The organism is Bradyrhizobium sp. AS23.2 (assembly GCF_001908185.1).
In the GTDB taxonomy this organism is placed as follows: domain Bacteria; phylum Pseudomonadota; class Alphaproteobacteria; order Rhizobiales; family Xanthobacteraceae; genus Bradyrhizobium.
In genome coordinates, this window is the sequence record NZ_LGHM01000021.1 from 53509 (window position 1) to 76093 (window position 22585).

Consider the following 22585-nt stretch of genomic DNA (forward strand, 5'->3'; position numbering starts at 1 on the left):
GAATTGCACATCCAAGGCCGGCACCCGCCGTAAGACCACGGCGCCTGTAGCGGATAGCCAAAGGTCGTCAGACCCGCTGTTCAGAACGAGCGCTCGCGCGGATAGCCAAAGGTGCCGGCCTCCATCATATTGTCTGACCTGGAGTTCGCGCTTGAGCACGGAAATACCGCAGCCCACTCCCCAACCCGGCATGGCCGAGCGCGCCATCGATGCGGCGACGGATGTATCCCGCACGATCGGAGAAGTCGCCGGCGGTTTGCATGCAGCCGTCGACCGTCTCACAGTCGCGATCGAGGAAGCGCGAAAGCCCGGCCGGCCACTCGCGACAGTCGCGGCGATCACGCGCGAGGCACCCTTGGCCAGTCTCTTCGTGGCCTTCCTGTTCGGCGTCGCGGTGGCGCGCCGGCGCTCGTGACTGGATACGCGACAGTCCAGGCGGCGTCGACGACGGCGCGCTCGGCCGCCAGAAACTACTGCTCGAATGCTTCCGCTTGCATCGGACGGCCGAAGAAATAACCCTGCCCTTTCTCGCATCCCATGCTGACGAGGAAATCGGCCGTGGCGCGATTCTCGATTCCCTCGGCCACGACCGGCGGCGCGCCACCGGCCCGGGCGATAGCGCAGCCGAGATCAGTGGCAACAACGACGGCTCGCTCGAACTGCGCTTCGACCAGAAGCTCAATTTCCGCTACTGGACCGGCTACCAGCTCTACGCGTTCGGGGACGCTGGCGCAGTCTGAAACGACGGTTACCGGCTAAGCGACGACCTGTCGCTGACATCAGCCGGAGCCGGTGCACGGTTCTTTCTGTGGGAGGATCTCCAGGCTGATCACGGCGTGGCCGTCCCTCTGAGCTACCAGGCGCCGGACAATGAGCGCCGCAGCCCGCGCTTCCCGTTCACACTGTCGAGCGCGCTCCGGCTCTGCCCCGAACGCGGCAAGTCCGGCTGCCTCTAACCCTTGTCCTTCGCGCGACCGACCGGCATACGGCCCTTTTGAGGGCTTGCTCACAGACTTGCCTAAATTTAATCCCGTAGCCTGCTCACGATCGCTCGCATGACCATGTTCAGTCAAAAGTGATCTGGGACGGAACCATGAAGAGGGTGTTTGCAATCCTGGCGTTTCTCTGCGTCCTCGGCGCCGGCGAATATTTTGTCGTCAGCCGGCTCGCGATCCGGCATGAGACTTTGACCCTGTTTGACGCCTCGCGTCAGCGGCCGGTCTCGGTCGAGATCTCCGTGCGGCGCGATTACGAGACCAAGGCCAATCTCGGCCTTTGGAAGCTTCCCCTTGCCATCATCAGCAACGGCAACACCGTCAAGGCCACCGAGTACTCCTTCCTCGCCAACGTGCTCGCGGCGCGCGGCTATCTCGTTGCCAGCATCCAGCAGGACCTGCCCAGCGATCCACCGCTGATGACCCATGTCGGCCAGCAATATGTCGGCGCGAGGTCTATATGCGCTGCGAGGCCAACATTCTTTACGTGCTGGGCATACTGAAGAGCCGGCAGGAGAACGCCGACTACGACCACATCACCCTCGTCGGCCATTCCAACGGCGGCGACGTGTCGATGTATGTCGCCCATCAGCATCCGGAGATGGTGTCGAAGGTGATCACGCTCGACAATCTGCGGGTGCCCTTCGTGCTCAGCGACAACATGAAGATCCTGTCGTTCCGCTCCAAGGATCCGCACTTCCAGACCGACCCCGGCGTATTGCCAACGCCGGAAGAGGCAAAGGCTCTCGGCATCGACATCGTCCACACCGGCGCGCAGCACACCGATATGAGCGACCGCGGTCCCGACGCGGTCAAGCAGAAGATCCAGGCGACGCTCGATCGCTTCCTGCGTGACAGTGCCAGCAGCGCGCTCGCGCCGGCCGACACGAAAAGCCCGATGATCATGAATCCCGGAGACTATTAGCCGGGAACCCTTTGCGGCAGATCAAGGCAGCTCCAGGCCGGCCATGATAGCAACGGCCTTACAAGCTCGGAGAGGCACGTGTCGCACTATATCGAAAGCCTTGATACGAAAAGCCTTGATACGGCAAGCCCTGATACGACAAGCCTTGGCCTGCCCGCCGCGAGGACGCCGGGATTCGTGCGGCATCTCTATCGTTCGGCCCGAAGGCTGCTGCGGTCGATCATCGCCCGCATCGATCTCTCCCAATTTCCAGGATCGTGTTGCGGATGAGCATGGTGACCGCAAGCGAGCGCAGGAAGGTTGCCTGATGCACCGGCATTTGAAACGAATTTGCCTTCCGCTTGCCGTGGCCTCGAGCTTCGGCACGTCGTGCGCTCTCGCCGCCGACGCCAATCACGGCGCCGACCTCGCCAAGCGCTGGTGTGCGAGCTGCCATGTCGTGACCAGTGGCCAGACCACGGCGAGCGCCGACGTCCCTTCCTTTGCATCGGTTGCGCGCAGGCCGGACTTCAGTCCAGAGAGGCTCGCGTTCTTCCTGCTCGACCCGCATCCGAAGATGCCGAACTTTCCCCTCAGCCGGATCGAAGCCGCCGACATCGCGGCCTATATCGGATCGCTGCGTCCGTAAGTCACCGGCCCATCGCGATACCCGCCACAAAGTGCAAATCCCTGCCGGAAGACCGGCAGGGATCAGCAGAAAGGATGATGGACGGCGAATGGGAACCATTCGATGGTCCATCATGGACCTGCGCGAGCATCGAAGTGCGGATCGCCTCGCTACGCAAGATCAGTCTGCAGGCACGTAGCGCGCACGCCAGGAATCAGGATTTGCCCTTGCCCGGTTGCATGAAATTGCCGGTCATCTGGCGCATGTGGTCCCCGGCACTGGTGAACTGACTGCGCAGGAAATCGGACTGGATTCGCATCGCCTCCTGAAGGTCGGTGGCATGAACAAGCTTGCGTGCATGCTCGAACGCCGACTTCATGTTCTGCTCGGTGAAAGCAAGCGCCTGCTTCGACACCTCCGTGCCGGAGCCTGGAACGGACGACATCGATTTGGTGGCGGCCTCGAAAAACATGCCGAATGCCTTTTCCGCCTGGTCGATCGTCTTCTCGGCCAAGTCGCGCAGTTCGGCCGGAACTTCGAGCTTCGGTTCGATCATGGTCGCACTCCTCCCTTTTTTTCAACTGAATACCACACTTGCCTGATCGCGTTCCAGCGGTCTGCCTTGGGGCAGACGTTGCCCGGCGTTCCGGGATCCGGCGGGAAAGCGAGGGAGAAGGCGTAGCGCCGGCGCGCGGCCTGGCTCAGGACAGGGGGCGCTCGGGAAGTGCTTCTTCGGTAGCGAGGTCTTCGACGAGCTTGATCACCTCGAAACGCTGTCGCGGCTCAAGCTTCAGAAACGCGCGAAGCAGGCGCAGGCTTTCGACGGTACCGCTCGCAGGCGCGCCGAGCTTGAGGTGCAGTTCAGCCGCGAAATTGAGGTTCTTCATCTCGCACCTATGAATCTCGCACCCATGACAAGTATCGGTCTTTGTGATCCTGTCGTCGAGGTCCCGCTCAAGACCCGAACGCCATAGCCCGACGCCATGGTTGACCACAAACTCTCGGCTGGCGGCCCCGGAGGGTTACCGGGCCGAACGACATGTCCGAACGGACAGGCTCAACCCAACAAGTTGCACTTATGCCAAAGAACAACCCTTCCGGCAAGCCCAACCAGTGGCGTAGTGATGCTTCGCATGCATCGCGCCACGGCAATTCCCGATAACAGGAATATGGACCGCCGTCACCCACCTGCGTCAAGAAGCTGCATCCACACGCGCACAGCCTTGATCGCAGTCAACCGGCGCGACGTTTCACCATGTTTCTGATGTGAACGGACATCGGCTGACGCGAATTAGCGCTTCTTCAGCGTATACACGTAATTGTTGAGTCCGACCTCGGCGGTTGTCTCGTCGACGAAATGAACGTCGATCTCGCAGCCGGTCTCCAGCGTCTTGATCACGGCACCGGTGAAGCCGAGGGAGGCGGCAATCGCCTTCGGATCGGACTTCTTGTCGGCACGTTGCATCTCGTCGAATGCGCCCTGGAAGATCATGTCAGGACCATAATCCGTCACCTTGTACTGCGGCCTGGCGCAGGCAAAGGGACGAGGCCCTGAGATCTCTCTCGCCTTGAAGACGACCGCCCGTCCCATCAGCCGCGCCCGCTCGGTATCGTCAGGCTTGCGTTGCGGATCGGCCCATGGCGCGACCACAGCGGTCGTGAATGTCCAGCTTCCGACGTAGAACTGATCGCCGGCCAGGGCAGTGCCTGCGATACCCAGCGACACCAGAAGGCAAGCGATGCCGGTGAATTTCATCTGACGAATCCCCTCGAGCTCCCGGCTTGGACGCATGTCTTCGCATCGAGGTTCATCGGCCCCGCTTATATTTCCGCCCATGAACCGTTGTTGAGGTGCGAACGACCAAGTGGTTGCGAAACGGCCACGCAGATCACGGGCGCCATGGCTGATGGACACTCACCGATTCGGGCGCGCGTCAGCACCAAAGGACGACGGCATGCTTTCTCGCTGCGATCTCATCAAGGGCGCCGCGGTCGCGCTTCTCACCCTCTCGATACAAGGCGCATGGGCGCAGGAAACCAAGATGAACCTGTTCAAGATCGTCACCATCAAGGACGAAATCGTCATCGGCTTGTCGGCGGAGGAGCTTCAAGCGCTCGGCGGCAATGATGCGAGCGCGGTTGCTCATGCGCTGGCACAGAAGGGCGATCTCACGGTCTGGCAGTATAACGTGCACCGCGGCCCGAACGGTGAATTGCAGCAGGCGCCGACCACCAGGATCGGGCTTTTGGCCAACGCCGCGCTTCGGGTCGAGCCCTATACGACGCCTTACCAGATCGTACCGCATCCGTAAGCAGCAGACTGGCCCGCCGGCGGCCGAAACCGCTGGCGTGCCGTCGTCATCTGCGCCGCTCTGCACGCTGTGTCCGGGTTTCCGTCGCAAAGCCGTAGATCAGCGCCAGCCGGTCCAGGCATTCACGAAAACGTCGCGCAAAATAGTCATTCCAGCGCTGGGTGCGGACGGCGCGGCGCTGTCCGATCTGGTCCATGGTCAGCCCCAGCACCAGCACGTCATGCACTAGCGCCGCCCCGTCCGTGCCGAGCTCGCGTTCCACCCGATTCAGCCGCAGCACCGCCTGGCGCTGGCTCTCGGTGACAGGCTCGCGTGTGCGCGCGCCGTCGACATATTCGCGGGTCGGATCCATTGCTTGAGGCCCCCGTTCCGCCCTCTCCCAATCGTTCTGATAGGCGCGCCCGCCGCGATATTGCGCCTCGTCGATCTGGTGGTGCGAGTGCAACCGGCCGAGCGGATCGCTGCGGATCGAGCGGATGGCGACAATCTTCTCGCCCGGATCGAGGGCCAGGGGATTGTCCACCTCGACCTCCACCATCTCGGCATTGAACGGCACGTCGCGCGACCGCCGGTCGTAGATATTCGCCAACTTGTAGGACTTGTTGCGTCGGGCACGCGCCATTCGGAGACTCCTTGGGAAATTGACGATTAAATGGGTCGCCGCTCCGTCAGGCAGCGGAGATCAACCTCAGCACGACGGGACCGGCGACGCGGGTGGACGCACCTCCAGACCGGCGCGTCAGGCGCGCATGCGGCGTGCAATAGCTCGAGTCCGGCTGGCGCGGACGGCCGCAGAAGGTGATCTCCTCCCCGTCCTTGTCGCCGCCATAGGGATAACGGCAGTCGTCGGGCGCAAGTTCGACCAGCGAGATCAGGCGCGGCTGGACGCCGACGCAGCGCAACTTGACGGGTGCGGGCTTCAGCGCGGATTTCGGCGGCAGGTTCAGGTTCGGTAACGCGGAGCGATGCGGGGAAATAAGACAGGCTCCAGACGGCAAAGACGGCACGATCGACGGACTCATCATCGGCGCCGACGCGATGAGCCCCAGCCGCTTGGCGCGGCCGGCCACCGCATTGCGCGAGTAAGCTGCTCCAAACCTTGCATTAATCTGCCGTCCGATCTCCGCATAAGACATTCCCTTGAGAAAATACTCGCGAAGCGCGTCGGAGTGCTCCGACGGCCAATGGCCCGGTTCCATGCTGCTATCCCGTGATGCGCCTCCGCCGATCGCACGACCGGGAGACGGAACACACATTCCGGTATTCCGAAGTCGAAGTCAAGCGACATTTCTGATATTCATAATTGCATCAATTCCGAATTTCGGATTACAAGAGGCGGAACGATTGGCAATCGAGGGATATCAGCATGTTGGACGTTGCGATGATCGAGCGAGGCCTCGAGAAGACGGGCAAGAGCAAGGGCGGCCTGGCAGCGGCTATGGGCGTGCGCCCCGGCGCGGTGTCGGAGATCCTCGGCGGCGAGCGCCTGGTGAAGGCCTCGGAAATTCTGCCGATCATGGAGTATCTTGAGCTCAATCTCGCGCCGATCATGGGCCGCGTCGGCGCCGGCGCGGTGATCGAGCCGGATTACGAGCAGGTCCCCCCGGAGGGGCTTGGCGACATCGCGCTGCCCTTCCCGATCATGGAAGAAACGGTCGCATTCGAGATCGTGGGCGATTCGATGTTGCCCAAATACGAGAGCGGCGACGTGATCGTGGTCTACAAGGACCAGCGCCATCCGCTGTCGAGCTTCTACGGCGAAGAGGCCGTGGTCCGGCTCAAGACCGGCGAGCGCTACCTGAAGACAATCGAACGGGGCAAATCCCCCTCCGTCGTCAATCTCACCAGCTTCAACGCCAAGCCGATCGTCGGCGTCAAGCTCGACTGGGTCGGAGAAATCTGCCTCTCCATGCCCAAGGGCCAGCTCGAGCGGCTGCGCGCCAAGTCGGCCCGCCCGCGCAAGAAGAGCAAGTAGGCGATCCGCCGCAGATTTCCGATTTTTGGAAATCGGTCTTGACTTGATTCTGTTTTTCGGAAATACTCTGCCGCACTCCGACCACCGGGGCGCGGCAGAGTTGTTTCATGCAGTATTTCGTCGTGATGATCGACTACGGACGCGAAGCAGTCGTCGATCCCGAGATCACAAGGCGGGAGGTCATCTCCCGCATAGCTTCGGGTGAATACCGGAACATCTCGTTCATCCACGAGATCGTGGAGAGCTCGGTCGAAGACGTGACCGAGGCCATCCTGGCGGAAGCTGCCCTGCCCCAGATCCCACCTGAAGATGTCGATCTCCAGGCGATTCGTCTCGATCACGCCCGCGACCTGCGCAAGCACGAACGGACGTGACGCAGGCTCCAGCGGCCTGCGCCACCGCCCGGCCGGAGATCACACTGTGAGAACGGTCGATCCCGTGGTCTTGCGCGCGGCGAGATCGGCGTGCGCCCTGGCCGCGTCCTTCAGCGGATAGGTCTGGTGTACCTCGATCTTGACTGCACCGGACTTGACGACGTCGAACAGCTCGCCTGCCATCGCAACCAGATTCTCGCGCTTGGCGGCGTAAGTGAACAGCGTGGGCCGGGTGACGTAGAGCGACCCCTTCTGCGCGAGCAGTCCGAGATTGAGCGGCTCGACCGCGCCGGAGGACTGGCCGAACAGCGCAACGACGCCAAGCGGCGCGAGGCAATCCAGCGATTTCAGGAACGTGTCCTTGCCGACGGAGTCGTAAACCACCGGCACTTTCTTGCCGCCGGTGATCTCGTCGACGCGCTTCACGAAATCCTCACGCGTGTAGATGATGACATGGTCGCAGCCATGCGCCTTGGCGAGCTTCGCCTTCTCGTCACTGCTGACCGTTCCGATCACGGTTGCGCCGAGATGTTTTGCCCACTGGCTCAGGATCAATCCGACGCCGCCAGCCGCAGCATGGAGCAGGATCGTATCGCCCGCTTTGACCCGATAGGTCTGCCGGATCAGATACTGCGTGGTGAGCCCCTTGAGCATCATCGCGGCCGCGGTCTTGTCGTCGACGCCGTCGGGCAGCTTCAACAGCCGATCAGCGGGGATGAGCCGCGCCTCGGAATAGGCGCCGAGCGGCGAAGCGCCATAGGCAACGCGATCGCCGGGCTTCAGATCGGTGACGCCGGGACCGACCTCCTCGATCACACCCGCCGCTTCGCTGCCGATGCCGCTCGGCAATTGCGCAGGATACAGGCCAGAGCGATTGTAGATATCGACGAAATTGAGACCGACCGCGGTGTGGCGGATACGCGCCTCGCCCGGTCCGGGCTTGCCGACCTCGACCTGCTCCCAAACCAGAACCTCCGGGCCGCCGGTTTTGTGAAAACGAATGGCATGGGTCATGGGCGTGCTCCCTTAATCGTTGGAATGAAGGTCCGAGAAACGCGGATCGGCCTGTGAAATAGGCATTCGGTCCGCCCGTTACAGTACAGATGCGTAACAAGAATGTCACAGCGAAGGACAAACGCCCGCCGTTCCGTCTCTGTTCGAAAGAGTTGATGACGGCCTTGGGCCGACCGGCGGTAGCTTCTGCGCGGGGTGTAGTGGGTCGCCTGCGAAGGAGAGCCGAGATGCCAGCTTATGTACAGCATCATCAGGATATCGAGATCGCGCCTGTGATTTGCCCTACCTGCATGGGGTTCCTTCCGATGTATGTGCGCGAGGTCGAACCGCATTGGAGCCTTGCCAAGATCGACTTCGTCTATGAATGCGCCGATTGCGGCGCCGAGGTCAGACAGACCATCCGCAAGCCGGAGCTGCTGCGGCACTGATCACGCGATCGGCGAACCGCTCAAGTATTTGCGTTAAGCGGAAAAACGCCGTTCGCGCGGGGCTGATGTCTCCCAAACGAGGCTTGTTCTTTGCCGGGAACGCAGGCAGAACAAGCCTCAAGCAAGACCTTTGGGAGCGCCCTTTCGTGGCAGAACAGAAGGCCTCGACGTCGATCGAGGCAGTGGAGAGCGGCCTCGCCGCGCAAGGCTACATCGCGAGCCGGCAGATCGCGACCGCCGTCTATTTGTCGCAACAGATCGAGAAGCCGATCCTGGTCGAGGGCCCCGCTGGCGTCGGCAAGACCGAGCTTGCCAAGGCCATCGCCGCCTGGCGCGGCATGAAGATGATCCGCCTGCAATGCTACGAGGGCCTCGACGAGGCCAAGGCGCTCTACGAGTGGAAATACGCCAAGCAGCTTCTCTACACCCAGATCCTCAAGGACAAGCTCGGCGAAGTCCTGGGCGGCGCGCAGACGCTACATGCCGCGCTCGACCAGCTCCATGATTTCGGCGACGTGTTCTTCTCCAAGGAATTCGTCGAGCCGCGGCCGCTGCTTCAGGCGCTGGAGCAGCCGGGCGGCTGTGTGCTCCTGATCGACGAGATCGACAAGTCGGACGCTGAATTCGAATCGCTTCTCCTGGAGATCCTCTCGGACTTCCAGGTCACGATCCCCGAACTCGGCACCGTCTCCGCAATCACGCCGCCGACCGTGATCCTCACCTCCAACAGTGAGCGTGATCTCGGCGACGCCCTGAAACGGCGCTGCCTGCATCTGCATATCGGCTTCCCCGAGCAGCGGCTCGAAGAGCGTATCGTCGAGAGCCGTGTCCGCGGCATCTCACAGGCGCTGCGCCGGCAAATGGTCGGCTTCATCCACGAGATCCGCTCGCTCGACCTGAAGAAGCTGCCCTCGGTCAGCGAGACCATCGACTGGGCACGCGTGCTCGTGCTGCTCCAGGCGGCAGAGCTCGATACCGAGATCGTCAAGGACACGCTCAACGTACTCCTGAAATACGAGGCCGATATAGAGGCAGCAGCGCCGCAAGTTACGACCTTCATTGCCAAGGCGGCGCGGTCCAACGTCTTCGGTTGACGCCGATGCGCGAGAATCTTCATCGTTTCTTTCGGGCGGCGCGCGGGGCAGGCGTGCACGTCTCGCCTGCCGAAAGCATCGATGCGATGCGCGCGGTCAAGCAGGTCGGCGTTTCCGACCGGGCCATCCTGCGCGACGCTCTACTCCTGACGCTTGCCAAATCGCAGGACGAGAAGCTCGCACTCGGCGACTGCTTCGACCTCTTCTTCAGCCAGCCGGAACCGCGGCAGGATCAACCCGAGGCCGATAACGACGAGGCTTCGGAGGACGCCGATCAGTCGCCTTCCTCCAGCGCGGCGAGTGAGGCGGGCGAAGGCCGGCCGCCCGAAGGACTGGGCCCGCTCGCACAAATGCTGCTGTCGCAGGATCGCAATGCGATCGCAGCCGCGATCGCCAGTGCTTCCGGTGCAGCCTCCCTGTCCGACATCCGCTACTCCACCCAGCGCGGTATCTTCTCCAGCCGCATCCTCGACGCCATGGGCCTTCAGCGGCTGCGCGACGATCTCGACGAGCTGACTGCGACCAACCCCGCACTTGCCGAGCGCCTGCGCTCTGCGCTCGACGCCTTGCGCGAAGCGGTCCGTGACACGGTCTCGCAGGGGCTTGCGCTCTATGCCCGCGAGGAGGCCGAAAACCTCCGCAACGAGATCCTGCGCAACGCGCCACTTGCCCGCATCGAGCGGCGCCAGGTTGCCGAGATGCGCGCGCTGATCCGCCAGATCGCGCGCCGCCTGCGCGAACGCTACTCGAAGCCGCGCAAGCGTCAGCGCCGCGGCCATCTCGACGTCCGCCGCACGCTACGCCGTAACGCCGCCTGGGGCGGCGTGCCCTTCCTCACCGCGTGGAAGCGGAAGCATCGCGACCGGCCGAAGATCGTTGCGCTGTGCGACGTCTCCGGCTCGGTCGCGCAAGTCTCGGATTTCTTCCTGCTCCTGATCCACTCCTTGCATGAAGTGGTCGACGATGTCCGCTCCTTCGCCTTCTCGTCGCATCTGATCGAGGTCAGCGAGATCCTGGAGAAGAAGTCGCCGGAAGAGGCGATGGCCGAGATCATGTCCAAGGTCGGCTTCGGCTCGTCCGACTACGGCTCTTCGCTGGTCGATTTCGAGAAGGAGTGGATGAGCACGCTGACGCCACAGACCACGGTGATCGTTCTCGGCGACGCCCGCAGCAACAATCTCGACCCGCGCGCCGATATCCTGCGACGCGTCTCCGAACGCTCGAAGCGGCTGGTCTGGCTCAATCCCGAAGGACGGCTGGCCTGGGGCTTTGGCGATTCCGAGATGCCGCGCTATGCGACCTTTTGCAGCGTCGTACGCCAATGCGCCACCGCCCAGCAGCTCGAGCGCGCTGTGTCAAACATCGTGGCGACTTACCAGTAAAGCAGCGATCACGCCCGCTGCAGCGTCGGGCGGCGCTCAGTTCGCCTGCGCGAGATTGCACTCCCGAAAGTGATACACAATTTCGTCGAGCGCGCGCTGTTCCCATTCCTGGGCTTGCGCGAGCCAGAACACCCGGCGCTCCGAATCCAGCGCGGCACGCTCACGGCAAAGGGATTCCTGACTGCGAATTTCCACCAGCCTGTTCATGCAGTCACACTCCTGTCGTGTGAAGTCATTCCCCACGAACCAAGCTAACAGAGTCCTGAACGTCTCGTCTCATCATTTTCTGTGCGTATCGCGACGCAGAATGGGACAGCGGTACTTCCCGTGCACTGCGGCAGTTCGCGGCGCAGCATCAACTTGAAATCATCAATTAGTGATCAGAGACCGGGACGATATTCGTCCGCGAGCGATCTTAACTCTTGTGACGCAACAGAGTGCGGCAATTTGTGAAGAGACGTTCCAAACGACTCACCGAATTCCGGACTCATTGTCGTCGCATGGTTTTCATGCAGCGCCGCTAACAGGGGCGCGCGAACGGTACTATCGCTTGAGGCAACATGAACAACGACGTCGACTTCGATCTTTCGCACGATCAATGGGAAGCGCTGAAGGCACTTCGCAACCCGTTGCCGAACGGTCGCCTCTTGAAGGCCTATCTCGTCGAAAGCCTCGTCAAGCTCGGCCTCGTTGTCATTGACGACGGCGTGCTTGCGATGACGCCAACGGGACGCAAGGTGCTGGTACGTGGATCGTGCCGGCTGTTGGATCTCGTGGCGTGACGGGCCGGACTCATCGTTCACCTGGCGCTACGGATCAGTCATTCCATTGGAGGAGCGGCGTTCCATACGCCCTCCGCCAGACCGACAGGAAGCGCGGAAACCAGGAATGAGCCACGGCGCCCTTGTAGGCCCAGGTACGATATTTCAGACCCTGTTCCGAGATCAGTTCCTGATATCCGCCGTGGACCTCGGTCGCGGTGCGAATGTCTTTCAGAATTCCCTGGGCGCAGGCCCGGTAGGTGTTGCTTCCCGAGAATTCATCAAAGTCCAGCATGCGATCTGCGAACTCGACATTGAACGTCGGCCAGGAGGAACGTCCCTGATAAGCCGGAGCCGCAATCTTGTGGATCATCTTGTTCCGCGGATTATCCGCGGACACCAGGAAGTGGAATGTGCTGGGTATGCGAAACCGCGGCTCCGCAATGATCAGATCCGTCGTGGCGGCAAACAGCGCGCGCTCGCTTGCATCGTTCATATCCCAAAATCCGCGGTGCACGCTGACGAAATCCAGCGCAACCGAGGACACCGGCGAACCTGCCGTACCATCGAGCGAATGCCTGATATAGCCGTCCTTGCCGAACAGGCGGAGCAGGTCCTTCTTGTACTGTGCGAGGTCGCGCCCCATTAGCCGCTTCAGCTCATTCTCATCGACGACCCCGAGCTGCACGCCCCACACGAAGGTCGTGTAGACGCAGGCGTTGGTCACAAAACGCCTGCGTTCGGCGCGGGTGTCGGTTGCCGCAGAACGAGGGGCACTGGCATCGCAAAGCAGATACCGGGCTTCCTCACGATCGAACGGTTCAAGCTCGCTCGCGAGCTGCAGGATCGCGCGCTTCAGGTCGACGCCGTATTCGGCCAGTAGCAGGCGGCCGGCATGCCCGCATTGTGACATCGCCAGATAGGACGACGCCCTCTCCTCGGCAGAAATCATCTGCTGGAGACCGGCCAGAATGCCGAGCAGCGTATCCGAGGGACGCGAGAAATAATTCACGCCAAGATATCGACCGCGCCCTGCCGGGACAATGGTCGTCGTGACGACGTCAGCGCGAACGGCCTCCAGCAACAGCCGAACGCTCTTTTCAAGCAGGCGCACCCGCCGCACCGCGTCCTGCGCATCCATGATGGTTTCGGGGTCGAGAACGTCGGGATAGAACCAGGCGAAGTCGCGCGGGTAATAGGCGGAAGCGTGCGGTGCTCCTGTGACGAGGAACGCCTCGGTCACCGAGAAGGCGCTGTCCATCGAGTGCCGGTAAAGGTCTTTGATGACCGTTGACGAATGATGCGACTTTCTCAGGAATCGATCGCCGAGAAAATTGACCGCCTGGATGGCGTTCGCGACGAAGGTGGCGGCCATCCCCTGGTAAAATCGGTTCCCGCGATGTGATGGAAAAGAGATGTCGCTGTTCATATGCGTAAATCGGCTAACGTGTCGTGATCCCGGTGATGGGCGACACCATTCTAACCATGTCTGATTCGTGTCTCTACCCGATGACTTGCGGGCTCCGCGCAGTCAGCTTGCGCTGGCGCGGTCCTCGCGCGGCCTGAAGTTCTCGATCGCCCGCAGCAATACCCGCGCACCGGCGTCGGCATCGGCGAGCGCCACATGCTCGTCCGGATGATGGCTGATGCCGCCACGGCAACGGACGAAGATCATGCCGACATCGGCGACATCGATCATCGCCATGCCATCATGCCCGGCCCCGCTCGGCAGCTCGAATACGGGAAAACCCTCCGCTCCGATCGCCTGCGCGATCTGGTCCTGCAGCCAGGCCGCGCAAGGCACAGTGCGGTTCTCATGGGTGACGTCGAGCTGGAGCGTCAGTTGCCGGCGTTTTGCGATCGCCTCGATCTGCCTGACGACATCGGCCACCGCACTCTTGCGGTGCATGTCGGTCGGCGCGCGCATGTCGATGGTGAACGACACTTCGCCGGGAATGACATTGGTCGCGCCGGGCCTTGCCTGGATGTAGCCGACGGTGCCGACGAGCCCGCCCTCGTCGGTGTGGCAAAACTGCTCGATCACGCCGATGCATTCGGCCGCACCCGCCAGCGCATCACGCCGGAGTGCCATCGGCACGGTGCCGGCGTGGCCGGCCATGCCGGTCAGGCGCGCGGCAAGCCGTGTGGCGCCGGCAATCGCGGTGACCACCCCGACGGGCAGTTTCTGCGCCTCCAGCACCGGACCCTGCTCGATGTGCAATTCGAGATAGGCCAGCAGCTCGCGCCGGGCCCGCGCCGCCGCGCCAATATGATCGGGATTGAGGCCGAACGTGACGAGCGCATCGCGCATCGACACGCCGTCGCGGTCGCGCGCGTTGAGGACGGCCTCGTCGAAAGTGCCGGCCACCGCGCGGCTGCCGAGCAGGGTCGAGGCGAAGCGCACACCTTCCTCGTCGGCAAAGCCGACGACCTCGATCGCAAACGGCAAGCGCTTGCCGCGGCGGTTGAGGTCCGCGACGCAGGCGATCGCCGTGATCACGCCCAGCGGACCGTCCCATTTGCCGGCATCGCGCACTGTGTCGTAATGCGAGCCCAGCATCAGGCAGGGCGCGCCCGGCCGCTCGCCCTCGTAGCGTCCGCAGACATTGCCGATCGCATCGAGATGCGCGCTCATGCCGGCCTCGCGCATCCAGTTCAGGATGAGGTCCGCGGCCTCGCGCAGCTCCTTGCTGAGATAGATGCGGGTGAGCTTGCCGGCCTCTTCCGAGATCGCAGCGAGCTTGTTGATCCGCTGCACGATCTCTTCACCGAGCGATGCATCTTGAACGGCGTTACCAGCACCCATCGCGGCGAGCTTTCCATCCGGAGGGGACTTGGCCCCGTCCTTACGACCATCAATACAAGTTCGGTGCCAGCGAAAATCACCCGGGGCTGGCGCCCGCCTCAATCAGCGCGTGGTTAGCATGAATGCGTGGGAGCCGACGGACGTCCAGCGCTCATCATGCACACCCGTGATCGGTTAAGATTGCCCAACCCATCTGCATACAATAAAGAGATATTGCCCATCACTTAATCACGCATCTCTCTGATCAAGATTCGATCAATAAATATAGTCTATATTTTTCAATATATTACTTCGAAATGCCTGCCTCATAGCCTTTGGCACGAAGCTTGCGACATCTTATCCGGGCTCCGCCAGACCGGCGCAGCCGCGAGATCAAGGCGGCGCATCCGCCAAGGGGAGCAAGAAATGGATTTTGGCAGGATTTCACGACGTCATTTGTTGCAGGGCGGCGCAGCCCTCACCCTCGGTGCCGCAGCGGGTATCCGCCCGGCCTTCTCGGCCGAAACGACCATCGGCTTCATCTATGTCGGCTCGCGCGATGACTACGGCTACAACCAGGCGCACGCGCAGGGAGCGGCGGCGCTGAAGAAGATTCCCGGCCTCAAGGTCATCGAGGAAGAGAAGGTGCCGGAGACCGACGCGGTCGAGAAGACGATCGAGTCCATGATCAATCTCGACGGCGCCACCCTGCTCTTCCCGACTTCGTTCGGCTACTACAATCCGCACATGATCAAGATGGCCACCAAGTTCCCGAAGCTACGCTTCGAGCACTGCGGCGGCCTGTGGACTGACAAGGACCCGAAGAACGCCGGCAGCTATTTCGGCTATATCGACGAGGCCCAGTACATCTCCGGCATCGTCGCCGGTCACACCTCCAAGAGCGGCAAGCTCGGCTTCGTCGCCGCAAAGCCGATCCCTCAGGTGCTGCGCAACATCAACGCCTTCACGCTCGGTGCCAGGCTCGCCAATCCCAAGGCGACGACGCAAGTGATCTTCACCGGCGACTGGTCGATGCCGGTCAAGGAAGCCGAAGCTACCAACAGCCTGATCGATCAGGGCGTCGATGTCCTCACCTGCCACGTCGACGGCCCCAAGACCATGGTCGAGAATGCCGCGCGCCGCGGCGCCTTCGTCTGCGGTTACCACACCAACCAGTCACCGCTTGCGCCGAAGGCATATCTCACCGGCGCCGAATGGAACTGGGAAGCGCTCTATCCGAAGTTCGTGAAAATGATCGCCGCCGGCGAGAGCATCCCGAACTTCTATCGCGGCGGCCTCAAGGAAGAGATCGTCAAGACCTCGCCCTATGGCGAGTCGGTCTCCGCCGAGGCGCGCAAGCATGCCGACGACGTCAAGGGAAAATTCCTGTCGGCGGAGGGCTACGCCATCTTCAAGGGAGGACTGGTCGACAACAAGGGCAAGACGGTGATCGCGGCCGGCACCGATCGCGGCCAGAAGGATCCCGAGCTGGAGAAGATGGACTATCTCGTCGAAGGCGTGATCGGAGCGACTTCGTGACGACGGAAGCAGCGGATTCCGCCGAGGCGGTCGGGGCAATTGCCCCTGCCGCCGACCCGGGATTCCTCCAGCGACACGGCGGCACGATCGAATATGTCCTGATCCCGGGCGCGGCGCTCGCCGGCGCGCTCTTGGTCTTCGGTATTTTTGTCGCGATGTTCGGCAAGAACCCGCTCGACCTATATTTCTATATGTACCAGGGCGCCTTCGGCACCTGGTTCTCCTGGCAGAACACGCTGACGCGCGCTGCCCCCCTGATCCTCACCGCGCTCTGCACCGCACTGCCCGCGCAACTCGGCATGGTCATCATCGGTGGTGAGGGCGCTCTCCTGATCGGCGCGCTGTCGGCGACCAGCGCAGCGCTGGCATTCCAGGGCGTCCCGCCGCTCGTCGTGCAGATCGCCATGGTCATCGCCGGCGTGATCGGCGGCGGCTCGTGGGTCATGCTGTCCGGCGCGCTTCGCCAGTACCGCGGCGTCAACGAAACGATCTCGAGCCTGCTGCTGGTCTACATCGCGCTCGCGATCCTCAATCATCTCGTTGAAGGCGTGATGCGCGACCCTGCAAGCCTCAACAAGCCTTCGACCCGCGAGATCGGCGCCGCCAACATGATCGGCACGATTCCGGGCACCGACGTGCACTGGGGCCTCGTCTTCGGCCTGATCGCCGCAATCGCCGCCTATATCCTGATCTATCACACCGTGTTCGGCTTCGCTGCGCGCGTGGCAGGCGGCAATATCCGCGCCGCGAAGATCGTCGGCCTCGGCGTTAGTAAGCTCATTTTGACCATTTGCTTCCTCGCCGGTGGTGCCGCAGGCCTTGCCGGCATGGTCGAGGTTGCCGCCGTGCAGGGCCGCACCAATGCCAACCTCGCCGCGGGCTATGGCTTCACCGGCATTCTGGTCGCCTTCCTTGCACGACAAAACCCGCTCGCCATCATCCCCGTCGCGATCCTGCTCGGCGGCATCAGCGCCAGCGGAGGCCTGCTGCAGCGCCGCCTTGGATTGCCCGACGCATCCGTTCTGGTGCTCCAGGGCATCATCTTCCTCTTCGTTCTGGCCAGCGACGCGCTCTACGGCCGCATCGGATTCCTGAAGGGAAAGTCCTGAGATGGCAGACGGATCGATCGGACTTTGGACCGTCCCGCTCGCCGTGCTCGGCGGCGCCATTCGCGTCTCGACGCCATTCCTGTTCGTGAGCCTGGGCGAATGCATCACCGAGCGCTCGGGCCGCATCAATCTCGGCCTCGAAGGCACGCTGGTGATGGGCGCGATGAGCGCCTACGGCATCTCCTATCTCACGGGCTCGCCCTGGTTGGGGGTGCTCGCCGCCGGCATCACCGGCGCGCTGCTTGGCGCGCTGCACGCCGGGATCTGCTCGCTGCCGCGGGTCAACGACGTCGCGGTCGGCATCGCGCTGATGCTGTTCGGCACCGGCCTTGCCTTCTATCTCGGCAAGCCGCTGATCGAGCCCACAGCACCACGGTTGCCCGCGATCGATTTCGGCTGGTGGAGCGACATTCCGCAGGTGCGCGCCGCACTGCGCGTCAACGTCCTGTTCCTGATCGGCGTCGCGCTCGCGCCGATCCTGTATTGGGCTTTCCGCACCACGCGCTGGGGCCTTTTGATCCGCACTGCCGGCGAGAGCTCGGATGCCGCGCGCGCGATGGGAAACTCCGTGCTGTTGATCCGCCTGCGCGCCACCATGGTCGGAGGCTTTCTCGCCGGCATCGGTGGCTCGTTTCTGTCGCTGTTCTATCCCGGAAGCTGGAATGAGGGCCTCTCCTCCGGCCAGGGCATCACCGCCGTAGCGCTCGTGATCTTCGCGCGCTGGGATCCAATGCTCTGCCTGTGGGCGTCGCTCGCCTTCGGCGGCGCCGCGGCGCTCGGGCCGGCACTGCAATCGGTCGGCGTCACCTCCGGCTATCACCTCTTCAACGCCGCGCCTTACATCCTGACGCTGGCGATCATGATCATCACCTGCTCGCCGAAACGCACGCTGACCGGTGCCCCGGCCGAATTGTCGATCACCCGCTAGAGAGCCAAATCATGCCCGAGCGCTACATCAAGTCCGAGCCCTATGCCTGGCCCTATAACGGCGATCTCCGCCCCGAGAACACCGCGCTCGTCATCATCGACATGCAGACCGATTTCTGCGGCGTTGGCGGCTATGTCGACAAGATGGGCTACGACCTCTCGCTGACGCGGGCGCCGATCGAGCCGATCAAGCGGCTGCTCGCGGCGATGCGCAAGCAGGGCTTCCACATCATCCATACCCGCGAAGGCCACCGCCCCGATCTCTCCGACCTGCCCGCCAACAAGCGCTGGCGCTCGCGCCAGATCGGCGCCGGCATCGGCGATCCCGGCCCGTGCGGCCGCATCCTGGTGCGCGGCGAGCCAGGCTGGAACATCATTCCGGAGCTGGCACCGCTGCCGGGCGAGCCCATCATCGACAAGCCGGGCAAGGGCTCGTTCTGTGCCACCGATCTGGAGCTGATCCTGCGCGTGCGCGGCATCGACAACATCGTCCTCACAGGCATCACCACCGACGTCTGCGTCCACACCACCATGCGCGAGGCCAACGACCGCGGCTTCGAATGCGTGCTGTTGCACGACTGCTGCGGCGCGACCGACAAGAGCAACCATGAGCACGCGCTGAAGATGATCAAGATGCAGGGCGGCGTGTTCGGCGCGGTCTCGACCTCCGACGCGTTCATCGGGGCGATCTCGTGATCATCGGTGAGCCGCCTCCGCCCTCAGGCGCGTTCGGCGTCGACGCCATCGCCATGACCATGCGCTTCGGCGATTTCCTTGCGCTCGACAATGTCGAGTTGAAGGTGCGGCCGGGCTCGTTCCATGCGCTGCTCGGCGAGAACGGCGCGGGCAAGTCGACCCTCGTCAAATGCATCATGGGCTATTACCACGCGACCGAGGGCGACATCCTCGTCGGCGACCGCGAACAGGCCATCGCCAATCCGAAGGACGCCCACGCGCTCGGCCTCGGCATGGTCTACCAGCATTTTACGCTGGTGCCGGCGATGACGGTTGCCGAAAACCTCGTGCTGGCGCGCGACGACGTGCCACCCGTGGTGAACTGGACCAACGAGATGAAGGAGCTCGAGGCGTTTCTGGCGCGGATGCCGTTCAAGGTGCCGCTCGGCGCAAAGGTCTCCGACATCTCGGCCGGCGAGCGACAGAAATGCGAGATCCTGAAGCAGCTCTATCTGAAGCGCCGCTTCCTGATCCTGGATGAACCGACCTCGGTTCTGACGCCGGCGGAAGCGGACGAAGTGCTTGGCATGCTCCGCGACATGGTCGTCAAGGGCGAGCTGACCATCCTGATGATCACGCACAAGTTCCGCGAGGTGATGGCCTTCGCCGACGACGTCACGATCCTGCGCCGCGGCAAGGTTGCCGGAGCCGGCAAGGTTTCCGAACTGACGCCGGATGCCATGGCGCGCACCATGATCGGTGCGGAGGAGTTGACGATGCAGCCCGCGCGCACCGGCGAAGCGGGTCGGGCCCGGCTCGAGCTGGAAAAGGTCCGCGCCCTGGACGATGCCGGCGCCGTCGCCGTGCATGACGTCTCGCTCACAGTGCGTGCCGGCGAGATCGTCGGCATCGCCGGCGTCTCCGGCAACGGCCAGCGCCAGCTCGTCGAGGTGCTGGCCGGCCAGCGCGAGGCCGAAAGCGGCGAGGTCCGCGTCGCCGGCGCTTCCTATCACGCCAACCGTGAGGAGATGCGACGTCACAGGATGTCGCTTCTGCCCGAGGAGCCGCTGAAGAACGCCTGTGTCGGCGGCATGAGCGTTGCGGACAACATTGCCTTCCGCGAGTTCGACCGCGCGCCCTTTGCCAGTGGTGGCTGGTGGCTCAATCGCAGCGCCTTCCGCGACGACGCCAGGAAGAAGATCGCCCAATACAAGATCAGGACCCGCACGCCGGAGACGCCGATCTCGGCTTTGTCAGGCGGCAACGTGCAGCGCGCCGTACTCGCCCGCGAGCTCGCCGGCGACGTCGAGGTGCTGATCGCCGCCAATCCCTGCTTCGGACTCGATTTCGCGGCAGTCGCGCAGATCCATGCCGAGATCATGGCCGCGCGCAACCGCGGCGCCGCTGTGCTGCTGGTCAGCGAGGATTTGGACGAATTGCTCGAGCTCTCCGATCGGCTGGTGGTGATGTTCCACGGCGAATTCGTGTATGAAGCACGGACGAGCGAGGCTGACCTCACCGTGGTCGGCCGGCACATGGCGGGGCATTGACCAGGGAGTGGCGATGAGCGGCGCAGCCGAACGAGACGAGCATTTCCTGCGCCTGTCCTTCGCCATCGCCCGGCGTTCCCTGACCCACGGCAATCATCCCTTCGGCTGCATCGTCGTCGATGCCGACGGTAAGGTCCTTATCGAGACCGAGAACGGCTACCTGCCGGATCACGACGGCACCGCGCATGCCGAACGCCTCGCGGCAACGCTGGCCTGCCGCACGCTCGGCCGCGACGTGCTGGCGAGGGCCACGCTCTATTCTTCGGCAGAACCCTGCGCGATGTGCGCCGGCGCGATCTACTGGGCCGGCATCGGCCGCGTCGTCTATGGCCTGAGCGAGCACCGCCTGCGCGGCGTTACCGGCAACCATCCGGAGAACCCGACGCTCGATTTGCCGTGCCGCGAGGTTTTTGCGAGCGGCCAGCGGCCGACGGAGGTCGTCGGCCCCCTGCTCGAGGACGAGGCCGAAGCGCTGCATGATGGCGTGTGGACGAAGTAGGCGCGTCCACCGCTCCGCTCCGTAGAGTGGGTTAGCCGAAGGCGTAACCCACCTTTTTGCTCTCCCCGGTTGGAATGAAATGGTGGGTTACGCTTCGCTAACCCACCCTACGATTCCACGCCCCGAAACGCAGGATGACGCCGCGCATTCCCGCGCGGCGTCATCCGAACCTTGAGACCTCCGTCGATCAGAACTTCACAGTAACACCACCATAGACCGTGGACTCGGTGCAGCTGTTGGTGCTCTGGCCGGTCGCGGCGACCGTGCAGACGCCGGGCATGGCGTTATGATCGAGGCCAAACTTGTTCTGCCAGTAGCGGTAGGCGACCCAGAGGTCGACGAAGTGCGAGTACTTGTCACCCCAGGCGGCCTTCGAAGCGTCGAAGGTCAGGCGGATCGGTTCGCTATTCAGCTCGATCTTGGTTGCGGTGGAGAACCGGCCGGGGCCCGACAGCGCAGGCAGCCCATTGGAGTCGCCCTTCGCGCCGTACCAGCCGGCGCGGCCACTGATCGACCAGAACTGCATGTTCGGCGGCAGGAAGCCGAGGTCCATGTAGTAATTGATTTCAACGGCCCAGGTCGGGTTGTAGCTAACATTGCCGTCGGCGTTACAGACAACACCCGCAGGCCCGGCGACGAACAGGCCGCACTGGGTGAAGGCGTTGTGGTTCGAGAACTCCCAGTACATCAGGGGCGCAACGTTGATGTAACCCTTGTAGGGAAGGTCGAAGGCGAACTGCAGGCCGGCGACGACGTCGCGCTTGGCAGGCGCGAGGAAGGTGTTCTCGCTGTTGCCGTCCATGCCGACTTCGAACGAGATGTTGCGCAGCGGGCCGGCTGTAAAGGCCTTGGTGTCGAACAGCTCGTTCCAGCCGAAGGTCGAGCGGAACAGGCCGTAGATCTCGGTTGCGCCGGCGCAATCAGCGGCGCCGCCGGTGATGGTCACGCCGGGCGCGACGCAAGGCGAAGCAGGGTCGTTATGACCCGACTTGAACATGGAGATGGTGAAGAAGTTGGTGCCGTAGGCCCAGAGGTCGAAATGGGTGAAGGAGTAGACCTGCTTGGGAGTGGTGCCGTTGATGCTGCCGTTCGGGTTGACGCTCCACATACCGGGATCGGTGCCCTTGGGCATCCAGGAGAAGGACACGCGATTATCGATCACCAGAAAGAAAGGGAGGTCCGGCGCCTTCTTGGCGGCCTTGACCGGCAAGTCCGCCGCTTGAGCCAGGCCACCGGTGGCGAGCGTAGCAAGTGACAGCGCCGTGGCTGCAATTGCCTTGAGACGAAACGACATCCTGAATACCCCCAAGTTTGGACACGTAAAAATGAACGCCCTCGGGTGCGACACTTGCGCTGATCTCCCGGAGTGAGAAGCCTCAACTTTTTCCAAGGCATGCCGCATGTTTCGGCAGCAAGAAACGTTTCGGCGCGGAATTTTGAGGGCTTTTGCGCGCCTAAGCTGCGCGGGGGCGCCAGCGCAATGCCGGAGACTCGCGGTTGATTCTGTTTCCGTTTTGCCGCGAACGAACAACGCAGACGTGATCGCCGGCAACGACCGTCGTGGCGCTCCGGAATTGCATACGCGTGTTGGCGCAACTTTGCTCAACTTCACGTCAAGCCTGCACAGCGGGTTC

Annotated in this window: 26 protein-coding genes and 3 pseudogenes; 18 read left to right on the forward strand and 11 right to left on the reverse strand. The window is 63.0% G+C overall.

What is annotated here, in order from left to right; all coding sequences use genetic code 11:
- The first annotated feature begins 151 nt into the window (after positions 1-151).
- Complete coding sequence (locus AC630_RS04425; RefSeq protein WP_074117252.1) at positions 152-415, forward strand: hypothetical protein; 264 nt, start codon at positions 152-154, stop codon at positions 413-415.
- Between the two features lie 55 nt (positions 416-470).
- Here AC630_RS04425 and AC630_RS47990 read toward each other — a convergent pair.
- Positions 471-590 (reverse strand): annotated as a pseudogene (locus AC630_RS47990) (EAL domain-containing protein); the annotation flags it as partial.
- A gap of 9 nt (positions 591-599) precedes the next feature.
- On the opposite strand from AC630_RS47990, the pseudogene AC630_RS04435 reads away from it, so the two are divergent.
- The 4 genes and pseudogenes from AC630_RS04435 to AC630_RS04445 form a co-directional block, all read left to right on the forward strand.
- Positions 600-956, forward strand: a pseudogene (locus tag AC630_RS04435) (ShlB/FhaC/HecB family hemolysin secretion/activation protein); the annotation flags it as partial.
- 137 nt (positions 957-1093) lie between these two features.
- Positions 1094-1920, forward strand: a pseudogene (locus tag AC630_RS04440) (alpha/beta fold hydrolase).
- Between the two features lie 78 nt (positions 1921-1998).
- Positions 1999-2190 carry a hypothetical protein gene (locus tag AC630_RS43395; RefSeq protein WP_143197806.1) on the forward strand — a complete coding sequence of 64 codons (192 nt, stop codon included), beginning with the start codon at positions 1999-2001 and terminating at the stop codon, positions 2188-2190.
- Positions 2191-2227: 37 nt separating this feature from the next.
- The gene (locus AC630_RS04445; RefSeq protein WP_074117253.1) at positions 2228-2548 is read left to right on the forward strand and encodes a c-type cytochrome; all 321 of its coding nucleotides are present in this window, start codon (positions 2228-2230) and stop codon (positions 2546-2548) included.
- Positions 2549-2741: 193 nt separating this feature from the next.
- Here the strand turns inward: AC630_RS04445 and AC630_RS04450 are convergent, their stop codons facing one another.
- The 3 genes from AC630_RS04450 to AC630_RS04460 all read right to left on the reverse strand — a co-directional run bounded on the left by AC630_RS04450 (position 2742) and on the right by AC630_RS04460 (position 4283).
- Positions 2742-3083 carry a phasin gene (locus AC630_RS04450; protein WP_074117254.1) on the reverse strand — a complete coding sequence of 114 codons (342 nt, stop codon included), beginning with the start codon at positions 3081-3083 and terminating at the stop codon, positions 2742-2744.
- A gap of 145 nt (positions 3084-3228) precedes the next feature.
- A complete protein-coding gene (locus tag AC630_RS45195) occupies positions 3229-3414 on the reverse strand; it encodes a hypothetical protein (RefSeq protein ID WP_074117255.1) in 186 nt (61 codons plus the stop codon).
- A 404-nt stretch (positions 3415-3818) separates the two neighbouring features.
- Complete coding sequence (locus AC630_RS04460) at positions 3819-4283, reverse strand: hypothetical protein (protein WP_074117256.1); 465 nt, start codon at positions 4281-4283, stop codon at positions 3819-3821.
- Positions 4284-4482: 199 nt separating this feature from the next.
- On the opposite strand from AC630_RS04460, the gene AC630_RS04465 reads away from it, so the two are divergent.
- Complete coding sequence (locus tag AC630_RS04465; RefSeq protein ID WP_074117257.1) at positions 4483-4839, forward strand: hypothetical protein; 357 nt, start codon at positions 4483-4485, stop codon at positions 4837-4839.
- A gap of 46 nt (positions 4840-4885) precedes the next feature.
- Here the strand turns inward: AC630_RS04465 and AC630_RS04470 are convergent, their stop codons facing one another.
- Together AC630_RS04470 and AC630_RS04475 are read right to left on the reverse strand one after the other, a co-directional pair.
- Entirely contained in the window at positions 4886-5461 is a 576-nt protein-coding gene (locus tag AC630_RS04470) for a hypothetical protein (RefSeq protein WP_074117258.1), read from the reverse strand.
- Positions 5462-5507: 46 nt separating this feature from the next.
- A complete protein-coding gene (locus tag AC630_RS04475) occupies positions 5508-6038 on the reverse strand; it encodes a GcrA family cell cycle regulator (RefSeq protein WP_074117259.1) in 531 nt (176 codons plus the stop codon).
- A 167-nt stretch (positions 6039-6205) separates the two neighbouring features.
- Between AC630_RS04475 and AC630_RS04480 the strand changes: the two genes are divergently transcribed.
- Positions 6206-6814 carry a S24 family peptidase gene (locus tag AC630_RS04480; protein ID WP_074117260.1) on the forward strand — a complete coding sequence of 203 codons (609 nt, stop codon included), beginning with the start codon at positions 6206-6208 and terminating at the stop codon, positions 6812-6814.
- A 107-nt stretch (positions 6815-6921) separates the two neighbouring features.
- Positions 6922-7188 (forward strand): hypothetical protein, encoded by a 267-nt coding sequence (locus AC630_RS04485; RefSeq protein ID WP_074117261.1) that lies wholly within the window; start codon positions 6922-6924, stop codon positions 7186-7188.
- A 39-nt stretch (positions 7189-7227) separates the two neighbouring features.
- Here AC630_RS04485 and AC630_RS04490 read toward each other — a convergent pair whose 3' ends face one another.
- On the reverse strand, positions 7228-8202 hold the full coding sequence (locus AC630_RS04490; RefSeq protein ID WP_074117262.1) for a quinone oxidoreductase family protein: 975 nt from the start codon (positions 8200-8202) through the stop codon (positions 7228-7230).
- Between the two features lie 227 nt (positions 8203-8429).
- On the opposite strand from AC630_RS04490, the gene AC630_RS04495 reads away from it, so the two are divergent.
- From AC630_RS04495 to AC630_RS04505, 3 genes are all read left to right on the forward strand, one after another.
- Entirely contained in the window at positions 8430-8630 is a 201-nt protein-coding gene (locus AC630_RS04495; protein WP_057749711.1) for a hypothetical protein, read from the forward strand.
- A 146-nt stretch (positions 8631-8776) separates the two neighbouring features.
- Positions 8777-9724, forward strand: coding sequence for an AAA family ATPase (locus AC630_RS04500; RefSeq protein WP_074117263.1), 948 nt, complete (start codon positions 8777-8779; stop codon positions 9722-9724).
- 5 nt (positions 9725-9729) lie between these two features.
- On the forward strand, positions 9730-11106 hold the full coding sequence (locus AC630_RS04505; RefSeq protein ID WP_074117307.1) for a vWA domain-containing protein: 1377 nt from the start codon (positions 9730-9732) through the stop codon (positions 11104-11106).
- Positions 11107-11142: 36 nt separating this feature from the next.
- On the opposite strand, the gene AC630_RS45200 is transcribed toward AC630_RS04505, so the two are convergent.
- Positions 11143-11313, reverse strand: a complete 171-nt coding sequence (locus tag AC630_RS45200; protein ID WP_167561128.1) for a hypothetical protein — start codon at positions 11311-11313, stop codon at positions 11143-11145.
- A gap of 353 nt (positions 11314-11666) precedes the next feature.
- Between AC630_RS45200 and AC630_RS04510 the strand changes: the two genes are divergently transcribed.
- Positions 11667-11888, forward strand: coding sequence for a hypothetical protein (locus tag AC630_RS04510; RefSeq protein ID WP_074117264.1), 222 nt, complete (start codon positions 11667-11669; stop codon positions 11886-11888).
- Positions 11889-11922: 34 nt separating this feature from the next.
- Here the strand turns inward: AC630_RS04510 and AC630_RS04515 are convergent, their stop codons facing one another.
- Together AC630_RS04515 and AC630_RS04520 are read right to left on the reverse strand one after the other, a co-directional pair.
- Positions 11923-13296 carry a hypothetical protein gene (locus tag AC630_RS04515; protein ID WP_074117265.1) on the reverse strand — a complete coding sequence of 458 codons (1374 nt, stop codon included), beginning with the start codon at positions 13294-13296 and terminating at the stop codon, positions 11923-11925.
- Positions 13297-13398: 102 nt separating this feature from the next.
- Positions 13399-14673, reverse strand: a complete 1275-nt coding sequence (locus AC630_RS04520) for an allantoate amidohydrolase (protein WP_074117266.1) — start codon at positions 14671-14673, stop codon at positions 13399-13401.
- Positions 14674-15078: 405 nt separating this feature from the next.
- Between AC630_RS04520 and AC630_RS04525 the strand changes: the two genes are divergently transcribed.
- The 6 genes from AC630_RS04525 to AC630_RS04550 are packed head-to-tail and all read left to right on the forward strand — an operon-like array spanning position 15079 to position 20951.
- Positions 15079-16191 carry a BMP family ABC transporter substrate-binding protein gene (locus AC630_RS04525; RefSeq protein ID WP_074117267.1) on the forward strand — a complete coding sequence of 371 codons (1113 nt, stop codon included), beginning with the start codon at positions 15079-15081 and terminating at the stop codon, positions 16189-16191.
- Positions 16188-17300, forward strand: coding sequence for an ABC transporter permease (locus tag AC630_RS04530; protein WP_074117268.1), 1113 nt, complete (start codon positions 16188-16190; stop codon positions 17298-17300). The genes AC630_RS04525 and AC630_RS04530 overlap by 4 nt, the downstream gene beginning before the upstream one ends.
- A gap of 1 nt (position 17301) precedes the next feature.
- Positions 17302-18228 carry an ABC transporter permease gene (locus AC630_RS04535; RefSeq protein WP_074117269.1) on the forward strand — a complete coding sequence of 309 codons (927 nt, stop codon included), beginning with the start codon at positions 17302-17304 and terminating at the stop codon, positions 18226-18228.
- Between the two features lie 11 nt (positions 18229-18239).
- Positions 18240-18923: a biuret amidohydrolase gene (biuH, locus tag AC630_RS04540; protein ID WP_074117270.1), complete on the forward strand. Its 684-nt coding sequence runs from the start codon at positions 18240-18242 to the stop codon at positions 18921-18923.
- Positions 18920-20452, forward strand: a complete 1533-nt coding sequence (locus AC630_RS04545) for an ABC transporter ATP-binding protein (RefSeq protein WP_074117271.1) — start codon at positions 18920-18922, stop codon at positions 20450-20452. The genes biuH and AC630_RS04545 overlap by 4 nt, the downstream gene beginning before the upstream one ends.
- 13 nt (positions 20453-20465) lie before the next feature.
- Entirely contained in the window at positions 20466-20951 is a 486-nt protein-coding gene (locus AC630_RS04550) for a nucleoside deaminase (RefSeq protein ID WP_074117272.1), read from the forward strand.
- Positions 20952-21138: 187 nt separating this feature from the next.
- Here the strand turns inward: AC630_RS04550 and AC630_RS04555 are convergent, their stop codons facing one another.
- Entirely contained in the window at positions 21139-22245 is a 1107-nt protein-coding gene (locus AC630_RS04555; RefSeq protein ID WP_074117273.1) for a hypothetical protein, read from the reverse strand.
- Between the last annotated feature and the right edge of the window lie 340 nt (positions 22246-22585).